The sequence below is a fragment of the Streptomyces sp. NPDC060205 genome (assembly GCF_042728395.1).
Classification (GTDB): domain Bacteria; phylum Actinomycetota; class Actinomycetes; order Streptomycetales; family Streptomycetaceae; genus Streptomyces.
The window spans coordinates 17229-27485 of the sequence record NZ_JBHWZP010000108.1; the positions used below are offsets into that span (position 1 = coordinate 17229).

Annotated in this window: 8 protein-coding genes; 5 read left to right on the forward strand and 3 right to left on the reverse strand. The window is 71.5% G+C overall.

All coding sequences use genetic code 11. The features are described from left to right. Nucleotides 1-76: 76 nt before the first annotated feature. Together ACFWGJ_RS20395 and ACFWGJ_RS20400 are read left to right on the forward strand one after the other, a co-directional pair. Nucleotides 77-1294 carry a glycoside hydrolase family 76 protein gene (locus ACFWGJ_RS20395; RefSeq protein ID WP_387326333.1) on the forward strand — a complete coding sequence of 406 codons (1218 nt, stop codon included), beginning with the start codon at nucleotides 77-79 and terminating at the stop codon, nucleotides 1292-1294. 68 nt (nucleotides 1295-1362) lie between these two features. Further along, nucleotides 1363-4578, forward strand: a complete 3216-nt coding sequence (locus ACFWGJ_RS20400; RefSeq protein WP_387326336.1) for a glycoside hydrolase family 38 C-terminal domain-containing protein — start codon at nucleotides 1363-1365, stop codon at nucleotides 4576-4578. A 51-nt stretch (nucleotides 4579-4629) separates the two neighbouring features. Here ACFWGJ_RS20400 and ACFWGJ_RS20405 read toward each other — a convergent pair whose 3' ends face one another. Then, nucleotides 4630-5460, reverse strand: a complete 831-nt coding sequence (locus ACFWGJ_RS20405) for a siderophore-interacting protein (protein WP_387326339.1) — start codon at nucleotides 5458-5460, stop codon at nucleotides 4630-4632. Nucleotides 5461-5534: 74 nt separating this feature from the next. Here ACFWGJ_RS20405 and denD point away from each other — a divergent pair, with 74 nt between their 5' ends. Then, nucleotides 5535-6581 carry a D-erythronate dehydrogenase gene (denD, locus tag ACFWGJ_RS20410; RefSeq protein ID WP_387326342.1) on the forward strand — a complete coding sequence of 349 codons (1047 nt, stop codon included), beginning with the start codon at nucleotides 5535-5537 and terminating at the stop codon, nucleotides 6579-6581. A gap of 9 nt (nucleotides 6582-6590) precedes the next feature. Here the strand turns inward: denD and ACFWGJ_RS20415 are convergent, their stop codons facing one another. Further along, on the reverse strand, nucleotides 6591-7157 hold the full coding sequence (locus tag ACFWGJ_RS20415; protein ID WP_387326345.1) for a TetR family transcriptional regulator: 567 nt from the start codon (nucleotides 7155-7157) through the stop codon (nucleotides 6591-6593). A 116-nt stretch (nucleotides 7158-7273) separates the two neighbouring features. Here ACFWGJ_RS20415 and ACFWGJ_RS20420 point away from each other — a divergent pair, with 116 nt between their 5' ends. Further along, entirely contained in the window at nucleotides 7274-8206 is a 933-nt protein-coding gene (locus tag ACFWGJ_RS20420) for an NADP-dependent oxidoreductase (RefSeq protein WP_387326348.1), read from the forward strand. A gap of 28 nt (nucleotides 8207-8234) precedes the next feature. Beyond that, the gene (locus tag ACFWGJ_RS20425; RefSeq protein ID WP_387326351.1) at nucleotides 8235-9356 is read left to right on the forward strand and encodes a saccharopine dehydrogenase NADP-binding domain-containing protein; all 1122 of its coding nucleotides are present in this window, start codon (nucleotides 8235-8237) and stop codon (nucleotides 9354-9356) included. Nucleotides 9357-9402: 46 nt separating this feature from the next. On the opposite strand, the gene ACFWGJ_RS20430 is transcribed toward ACFWGJ_RS20425, so the two are convergent. Beyond that, nucleotides 9403-10236, reverse strand: coding sequence for an SDR family oxidoreductase (locus tag ACFWGJ_RS20430; RefSeq protein WP_387326360.1), 834 nt, complete (start codon nucleotides 10234-10236; stop codon nucleotides 9403-9405). Between the last annotated feature and the right edge of the window lie 21 nt (nucleotides 10237-10257).

The following is a 10257-nucleotide window of genomic DNA, read 5'->3' on the forward strand; positions in this document are numbered from 1 at the left end:
TCTCTGCCGTACGTCTCCTCCGTACGCCTCTCTTCGCCCATCTCCTCTCCCTCCTCCTCTTCGTGAAGGGTGAACCATGCCGCGAACACTGCTCCGCCGTGCCACCGTGACCGCCGTCTGCGCGGGCCTGCTCTGGACCGCCGTCCCCGCACACGCCGGATCCGCCCGTCCCGTCCGCCCCCACCCCGTCGCGCAGTCCCTGTGGGCCGACCGCGCCACCGACGCGTACCGGTCCCTGCAGACCCATCTGTACGAGGGCACGGACGACCACGGCCTGTACCTGGAGCACACTCCGCGGCAGGCGGCCGATCCGGCGCACTCCTACCTGTGGCCGTTCCGCGAGGCCGCGGCGGCGGCCGTCGACATGCAGGAACTCCCGCGCGTCGGAGGGGACTTCCGCGCGGACGCGGCGGAGCGCTTCGACACCGTCGAGCTGTACTTCGCCGGCGGCGACCGGCCCGGCTACCAGTCGTATCTGCCCGCGCCGCTCGGTTCGGGCGGCGACGTCTACTACGACGACAACGCCGTGGTCGCCCTGAGCCTGCTCGACCAGTACGAGTCCACCGGAGACAGGGGGTTCCTGGAGCGGGCCGAGAACGTCATACCCGTCGTCACCCGCGCCTGGGACGGCGACACAGGCAAGACATGCCCGGGCGGCATGGACTGGGTCGACTCCCCGAACAACAACGTCCGGGCCACGAACGTCACCTCGCTCTCGGCCCAGCTCGCCGCCCGCCTCTACGAGCACACCCACAAGGCCGCCTATCTCCGGAAGGCCGAGCAGTGGTACGGCTGGGTGGCCTCGTGCATGCGCAAGGCACCGGGCCTGTACGTCAACGACCGCAACGACGACGGCAGCACCAACGAGACGCTGTGGACGTACAACTCGGGCGCCATGATCGGCACGGCCACCGCGCTCTACCGCGGGACCGGCCGGAGCAGCTGGCTGACCAAGGCCGTCACCGACGCCGACGCCTCTCTCGCGTACTGGACGCAGGGCACCCGACTGCACGACCAGCCGGCCGTGTTCAACGCCTTCTACTTCAAGGACCTCCTCGACCTGGACGCCGTCCGCCCCAACTTCGCCTACCGGCAGGCCATGAGCGGCTACGCGGACAGCACGTACCGGACCAACCGGGACACCGCCACCGGGCTGTTCCGCTTCCAGCCGTCGAACGGCGGCGACTACGACCCGCAGGCCCCGGCCGCGACCCTCAACCAGTCGGCCATGGTGCAGATCTTCGCCACCCTGGCCCAGGGCGACCGGCGCGGCCACGGGGGCGGGCCGAAGTAGAACGCGTACACCCGCTTACGACCCTGACCGCGCCCCCGCCCTCCCGACACGAAGGATGATCACGCACCATGCCCAAGCCACCGCTGACCCGGCCGTCCTGGTGGGACTCCGACCTCGCGCGCGACATCCTGCGCGACCGCGTGGTCACCGCCACCGTCGGCCTGGGTGACCTGGAGGTGCGCCTGTCGGGCGAACCCCTGTTGCGCCACGACGGCTCCGGCGGACTGCTGCAGTCCATCCGGGTGCGGCTCCACCGTCAGGGCGCGGCGGCCGGGACCGGGGTACCGCGCGTCACGAGGGTCCGGGTCACCACCGGCGGTGGTACGCCCGTCCGCGGCGAACTCCTCTCCGGCCCCGGGACGGACCTGCGCGTCCTGGTGCCGGAGGTGGACGTACCCACTGCCCTGCGGATCGAACTCCCCGACCTGGCGGAAGGCACCTGGCTCGACTTCGAGGCCCGCCCGCAGCGCCACTGGACGCTGCACCTGGTGCAGCACTCCCACCTCGACATCGGCTACACCGATCCGCAGGGCCGGGTCATGGCCGAGTCCCGCGCCTACCTCGACTCCCTGCTCGAACTGTGCCGGGACACCGACGACTGGCCGGAGCCCGCCCGGTTCCGCTGGGCCGTCGAAGGGTTCCACTCCTTCCAGGACTGGAGCGCCAACAGGCCCGCACGCCAGGTGGCGGACTTCCTTGACCGGGTGCGCGAGGGACGCGTCGAACTGACGGCGATGCCGTTCAACCTCCACACGGAGACCTGTTCCACCGACGAACTGCACGAACTGCTGCGCCCGGTCACGGAGTTGCGCGACCGCCACGGCATCGACATCACCACGGCCATGCAGACCGATGTCCCCGGACAGGTGGTCGGCCTGCCCGACGTCCTGACGGACAACGGCATCCGCTACCTGTCCGTGGCACACAACTGGGCAGGGCGGGCCGTCCCTCACCTCGTCGGCGGGGCACACCTGCCACGACTGTTCCGCTGGCAGGCACCCAGCGGCAACAGCGTCCTGGTGTGGCGTACTGACACACCGCACGGCCTGGCGTACATGGAGGGCTCGATCCTCGGTTTCGACGAGTCCTACGACAGTGTCGACGACCTGCTGCCCGCCTACCTGTCCGCCCTGACCCGGTTCCCGTATCCGCACGAGGGCCGCGGGATCCCCGGCTTCCCCATCCTCGACGGGACCTCCGCCGCCACCGCGGGCGTCGAGCCGTATCCGTGGGACGTCCTGCACCTGCGCGTACTGGGCAAGTTCGCCGACAACGGGCCGCCGCGCCGGATCATCGCCGACACGGTACGCCGCTGGAACGAGCAGTGGGCCTACCCGCAGCTGCGGGCCTCCCGCAACGAGGACTTCTTCGCGGACGCCGAGCAGCGCGTCGGGGACCGCCTGGAGACCTACCGGGGCGACTGGAGCGACTGGTGGGTGGACGGGGTCGGCGCCGGAGCCGTCCCGCTCGCCGCCACCCGCCGCGGCCAAGCGGCCCTCGCCGAGGCCCAGACCGTGGCCGGTTACGCGCACCTGATGGGTGTACCCGGCAGCACGGCGGTCACGGCGAAGGCGCCGGCCGTCTACCGGGCGGCCTCGCTGTTCAACGAGCACACCTGGGGCGCCGGCGATCCATGGACCCACGGAGACCACGGCCACGGCTCCGGGGAGCAGCAGTGGCACTGGAAGTACGCACAGGCCATGCGCGCCCACGACGACGCGGAGACACTCCTGGACGCCGCGTCCGCGCTGCTCGGAGAGGCGTTCGCCGCGCCCGCCGACGCGTTGGCCTCCTTCCATGTCGTCAACACCTGCAGCTGGCCGCGTACGGAGACGGCACGGCTCTTCCTGCCGGAGAGCACCGTCGCGCTGCACGACGCGGTCGAGGTCCTGGACGCCCGCACCGGCACGTCGCTGCCGTTCGTGGAGGAGGCGCAGAGCAACGACCGGCACCGGGCGGCCGGGCGGTTCCTGCACGTGCCGGTCTCCGACGTACCGGCGTGCGGGTCGCTGCGGCTGGACATCGTCCCCGGCCTGGGCGGCGACGAACGGGCTGACGCGTCCTGGACGGCGCCGTCCGCGGACCCGACCGTCCTGGAGAACGACCATCTGCGGGTCACCGTCGACCTGCGCGAGGCGTGCATCGGTTCCGTCGTCGACAAGCACACCGGACGCGAACTGGTCCGGCAGGACGCCGTGTTCGGCCTCAACGGCTATGTGTACGACGAGTACGCCACGGCCGGCGCGTTCAACCACCAGTCCAGCAAGACCGTCGCCGACGACTCGATGCACCTGCTCGCCTCGCGCAGTACGGCGCCGCCCGCGGCGCTCGTCGACCGGACCACGGACGCCACCGGCCAGACCCTCGTCTACGAGTGCGCCCCGGCCGGGACCCGCCGGCTCCGGGTGCGGGTCCACCTTCCGCACGGTGCGGCCCGTATCGACGTGGAGAACCGCATCGACAAGACGGCGACGCACACCAAGGAGAGCGCCTTCTTCGCCTTCCCGTTCGCCCTGGACGCCCCCACCGTGCGTACGGAGGCCACCGGCGGGGTCCTCGGCACCGACCGGGAGACCGTGCCGGGGTCCGCCGGCCATATGCGCGCGATCCGCCGCTGGATCAGTCTGAGCGACGCCACCCGTCACGTCGCCCTGTCGACGGCCGACGCCCCGCTCGTGCAGCTCGGCGGGATCGCGATCCCGTACGCGCCCTACCCGCAGTCGCTGCCGCAGGAGGAGCCGGGCACCGTCTTCTCCTGGGTGCACAACAACATCTGGGACACCAACTTCCCCTCCCAGCAGGCGTTCCACCACTCGTTCCGCTACAGCGTCGCCTTCGCCGGGGCCGACGAGCACGCTGCGGACGCGGACAACGCTGCGGATGCGGCGGATGCCGAAGGGCTCGGTGAGCGACTGGCCGTGCGTACGGCGGCCGTCACCAGCCACCCGCTGGTAGCGGTCCGCGCCAGGGCCCGGGCGGGAGCCGAGGCGCATCTTCCGGCGCAGACACGGTTGCTGACCCTGGACGACGACCGCGTACGTCTCGTCGGGCTGACCGTTCCTGGTGAGGGACGGCTCATGGTCCGCCTGCAGTCGCTGGCGGACACCCCGGTCGTCTGCCGCGTCGGTATCCCGCTCGCGGTCGGGCAGGCGTTCCGCACCAACTACCTGGGCCTGGACCCGCACCCGATCGACGTGGAGCCGGAGGGAACCGTCCCGGTCACCGTTCCGGCACTCGGAACGGCGGCGGTCGTCCTCCACCTGCACCCGTCGTCGGAGGGGTGACGCCCGCAGGGGCCGTGGCAGCACGCACGGCCCCTGCGCACGCTCCGCCGGTCAGGCGGCGGCAGCGGCCTTCTCGTGTGTCTCACATTTCCAGAAGCCGGAGAAGGTGATACGCGACTTCGGCAGTCCCGAGCGGTGCAGGTGCCGTCGGCCCTCGGTGGCGAGGGTCGACTCCCCCACGACGAAGGCATAGCCCGTCGGGTCGGCCGGCACGTGCCGGCGCAACTCGTCGAGCGCGGCGGCGCCGGGGATCGCGGACGGGTCGTCGCGCACCACCCAGGTGACGGTCATTCCGGCCGGGGCGTCCAGGTCACGGCGGTCATCCGCGGTCGGGATCTCCTGGATGACACGGCCGACCGCCTCGCGCGGGAGGGAGCGCAGGATGCCGGCCGTCGCGGGCAGACCGCTCTCGTCGGCGACGAGCAGTACCTCGGAGGCGTCGTCGGGGCAGTCGAACAGCAACCCCTGGTCGAGGAGCGCGAGTTCCTCACCGGGGACCACCCCGCAGGCCCAGATCGCCGCGGCACCCTCCGGTTCACCGCCCGGACCGCAGTGCACGACGAAGTCGATGTCGAGCTCCGCCGCGTCGGGACGGAATTCGGCCACGGTGTAGTTCGCGCAGTGCGCCCGCTCGTCCTCGGGTGTGGCAAGGAACGGCTTCCACCAGACCGGTCCTGAGACCTCCGGCAGCGGGAACTCCTCCTGGTGCGGTTTCCGCAGGAACAACCGGAACCACTGGTCGTAGCCTTGCCACGGGAACGAGGAGAGGTCGGGCCCGGACACCGTGACCCGTTGCATCGAGGACGTGTACCGCTCACTGCGCACGACGTGACAACGGAACAGCTGGGGCTGCCGGGGCATCAACTTCGGATTCTTCGACACGCGGTAAGGCTAGCCTTAGCTTACTTCGATGCCAACCCCGGGTTCGGTCGAGCGGGACGGACGAGGAGGACCGTATGAGGATCGTCATCACCGGTGGCTTCGGTTTCCTGGGACGGCAGGTCACCGACGTCCTGCTCGCACGGCGGACGCTGTGCGGCGCTCCCGTCGAAGGGCTGGTTCTCGCCGACCGGTACGTGCCGGCCGCGACGCCGGTGGCGGACGACCCGCTGGTCGATGTCGTCCAGGGCGACCTGAGCGAGCGCCTCGACGCCGTCTTCAGGCGGCCCGTGGACGTGGTCGTCCATCTGGCGTCGGCCGTGTCGGCCGAGTGCGAGAGCGACTTCGACCTGGGCATGACCGCCAACCTGGACACGACGCGCGCGCTGCTCGACGCCGCCCGCGCCCAGTCGGCCGCCGGTGGACCGACACCCCGGGTGGTGTTCTCCAGCAGCGTCGCCGTGTACGGCTCCGACCCGGCGGCGCCCCTGCCGCCCGTGGTCGACGAACGGACGCTGCCGACGCCACAGTCGAGTTACGGAACGCAGAAGCGTGTCTGCGAGCAGTTGATCGCCGAGTACACGCGCCGGGGGTTCGTCGACGGACGTGTGGCCCGCCTCATGACCGTCGCGGTACGGCCGGGCGCACCGAACGCGGCGGCCTCCGGCTTCCTGTCCGGCATCATCCGCGAGCCCCTCTCGGGACTCCCGGCCACCTGCCCGGTCGACCCCGCCCTGCGCGTCGCGCTGGCCTCACCGCGGCGCACCGTCGAGGGCATCCTCCGTATCACCGAGGCCGGACGCGACAGCGGCCCCGGATCCCTGGAGGGCAGGCTTCCGGTCAATCTGCCGGCGCTCACGGTCACGGTCGCCGACATGCTCGACGCGCTGCGCCGGGTGGCCGGGGACGCCGTCGCCGACCTGGTGACCGTCGCACCCGACCCCGCGATCGAGGCGATCGTCGGTTCGTGGCCCGCCTCGTTCGACAACGCGCGCGCGACGGCACTCGGCCTGCGCCCCGACGACACCTTCGAGTCGGTCGTCAGGGCGTACATCCAGGACCACCCTGACGCTGTCACCGAAGCTGTCGCCGCCGCCGTCAGTGTCGGGAAGAGCGGTCACTGAGGAAGGGGTTCAGCCGCCGGCTGCCAGGGCCCGCAGTCGCTCCAGCGTCTCGCGCATGACGTCCCGCAAGTCCTGATCCCCGGTGGCGGTGACCCATCGCGAGAAGCCGACGCGGAACACGGCGATGCTGGTCTCGGCGGCCAGGCTCGCCTCGACCTCGCCGATGCCTCGGTCCCGCAGCCTGGCGGCGAGGGCGGCCGACAGGGACGTGAGCTTGATGAGCTCACGTTCCCGGAGGTCGGCGTTGGCCATGATCACGGCTTGCCGCTTCCGCGCGAGCTCACGGTCGCTCCCCACCATCCGGGCCACCGTGTCGAGTACGGCCGCGACGGCGTCCAGCGCCGACGCCGTGTCCGGCACCTCCGTGAGAACCGCCAGCGACTTCTCCTCCAGTGCGGAGGAATCGTCGAAGAGGACCTCGCGTTTGTCGGCGAAGTGCCGGAAGAACGTGCGCGCGGTGACGCCGGCCCGCTCGGCGATGTCCGCCACCATCGTCTGCTCGAAACCGCGCTCCAGATAGAGCGACAGCGCGGCCTCGCGCAGCCGGTCACCGGCCCCAGGCTTCCACCGTCCCATGCCGAGAGTGTAGGTGATGTCACCTCGTGACACCCCGCTCCACCCACGGTGATGTCACACGATGACATCACCGTGCTAGAGTCATGTCATTCGGTGACATCACTCGTGGAGGCCCCATGAAACGCATCCAGTACCACCGGTACGGCGGACCCGAGGTCATGCGTCTGGAGGATTTCGAGCCGGCCCGTCCCGGTTCCGGCGAGGTTCTGGTCCGCGTGCGGGCCGCCGCGGCCAATCCGATGGACTGGGGCATCCGCAGCGGCGCCATGAAGATGGTGACGGGGCGGAAGTTCCCGCGGGGACTGGGCTACGACTTCGCGGGCGTCGTCGAGGCGGTCGGCGAGGGCGTCACCCGGCTCGCCGTCGGCGACGAAGTGCTCGGCGGGGCGTCGATCAAGGCGTCGGGAGCTTTCGCCGACATGGTCCTTGCCGCGGAGAACGGGGTGGTGAAGAAGCCCGCGGAAGTCTCCTTCGAGGAGGCCGCCGCCATCCCGACCGTCGGCCTCACCGCGCTCCAAGCCGTGCTCAGGAAGGGAAAACTGCGGCCAGGACACTCGGTCTTCGTCAACGGCTGCCTCGGCGGAGTCGGCCGGGCCGCCGCACAGACCGCGCTGGCGCACGGCGCCTCGGTGGGAGGCAGCTGCCGCGCCACCGCCGCAGCGGACGCGCGCGAACTCGGCCTCGACCCGATCGTCGCGTTCGACTTCGACCCGACGGCGCTCAGTGGCCGATTCGACCTCGTCGTCGACACCGCCGGCACGCTTCCGACCGACGCGGCGAGGGGGATGCTGAAGCCGGGCGGACGCATCGTCGGCATCCACCCCACCCCCGTGAACATCGCGAGGAGCGCCCTGCCGGGCCCGTACACCGTCCTCATCACCAGGCCCGTCACGGCGGACCTCGAAGAGGTCGCGCGCTCCGCCGGGCGCGGCACACTGCGGGTGCCGATCGCCCGCACGGTGCCGCTCACCGAGGCCATCGAGGCGCTCACCGAGCTGGAGCGCGACGGTACGCCCAAGGGCGGCAAGCTCATCATCACGGCCGGCTGATCCCCGCCCCCACCACAGGAGTTCTTCGATGACCGCACAGATCTGGGTGCTCGGCGGCACCGGGCGCAGCGGCCGCACCATCGCGGCACAGCTCGCCCGGCGCGGACTGACGACCGTCCTCGTGGGCCGGGACGCGAACCGCCTGCGCGCCACGGCGCAGCGGGTCGGCGGCGAAACAGTGCCGGCCCCTTCCCTCGCGGCCGCCGCGGCGGAGATCCGGCGGCAACGCCCCGCCGTGGTCGTCAACACGGTCGGTCCGTTCACCGCGACGGCCCCCGCTGTCGTCGACGCGTGCCGCGCCGTCGGCAGTCACTACATCGACCTGGCGAACGATGTCCCGGCGCTGCTGGCCGCGTACGAGACGCACGACGCGGCCACCCGGGCGGGTCATACCGTGGTCACCGGTGCCGGGTTCGGCGTGACCGCCACCGAGAGCGTCGTGGTGAAGCTGTGCGAGGACCGTCCCGCGCCGCTCCGGATCCGTGTCGACATGGTGCCCTCGATCGCGATGGAGGAAGGCACCGCCGGTGAAGCCCTGATCGGCACGCTGTTGGGCAGCCTCGACGGCCGTCGGATCACCGACGGCCGCCTGGTGCCCGACCGGCTCTTCGGCGACCCGGTCCGCCTGACCCTGCCGGACGGCTCGCAGGTCACCACCGCGAGCATGCCGTCGGGCGAACTGCTCGCGGCCCACCGGGCGAGCGGGGCCCGCCATGTGCTCTCGGCGACCAGCGAAGCGCCGTCCTCACCCCTGATCCGGGCCATGACGCCCGCTCTGAGCGCCCTCGTGCGACGGGAGCGTCTGCGCTCGTTCGCCACACGCCGCCTCGCCCGGGTACGCGTCAGGGCGAAGGAGCGTCCGCGCGCTCACTCCTGGGGACACGCCGTCGCGACCTGGGCGGACGGCGAGAACCGGGAGGGCTGGCTGCGCCTGGGCGACGCGCAGGAGTTCACCGGAGCGGTGTCCGCGGAGATCGCCCGGCGACTGCTGGCCGACGAGGGCCGCCCCGGCTCGTACACCCCGGCCGCCCTCTTCGGCCCCGCCCTCGCCGAATCGTGCGGCGCCACGTATCTGCTGCCTCGGCGCGGCAGCGACAGCGGCGGCGGCGGCGGCAGCAGCAGCAGCGACAACGGCCGCGGCAGACGGTGAATCGTCACCGATCCTTGGCTCAGAACGGCCCCACGACCCCACAGCCTCAGCCCTGGGCCAGCTCCGCCACCGGCTGCCACTTCTCCCACGTCGCCAGGCGTCCCTCGTAGTCGGCCTTGGCGATGTTCAGCGGCGCCTTGCCGAAGAAGCAGCGCAGCGGCGGCTCATCGGCGTCCACGATCTCCATCACGGCGGCAGCGGACGCATTCGGGTCGCCGGGGGTGCCGACGCGCTTACGCCGCTGCTCCTGCACCTGCTGGTGGAACTCCGCGTACGCCGGCAGCGGTTCGGACGTGCTCGACGAGGAGCCGGCCCAGTCGGTGGCGAAGCCGCCGGGCTCGATCAGGGTGACCTTGATCCCGAACGGCGCGACCTCCTGCGAGAGGGCCTGGCTGAGCCCCTCAAGCGCCCACTTCGACGCGTGGTAGATGCCGACCAGCGGGAACGCGCTGATCCCACCGATGGAGGAGACCTGCAGGATGTGACCGCTGCCCTGCTCACGCAGGAACGGCAGGGCCGCCTGGGTGACCCACAGGGCCCCGAACAGGTTGGTCTCCAACTGTGCGCGGGCCTCCGGCTCGGAGATCTCCTCCACCATGCCGAAGTGGCCGTAGCCGGCGTTGTTGACCACCACGTCGAGCCTGCCGAACCGCTCGTGCGCCTGCCGCACGGCGGCGAAGTCCGCCTCGCGGTCCGTGACGTCGAGTTGCAGGGGCAGGAACCGCTCACCGTAGGTCGCGACCAGGTCGTCGAGCTTGGACAGGTCGCGGGCCGTCGCGGCCACGGAGTCGCCGCGCTCCCGCGCGGGGCCCCCCCCCACCCCCCCCCAAACCCGGGGGGCCCCCGGGGTGTAACACCAATTCTGGGGGAATGCCTCCACCACACGGGGGGACTTATAAAC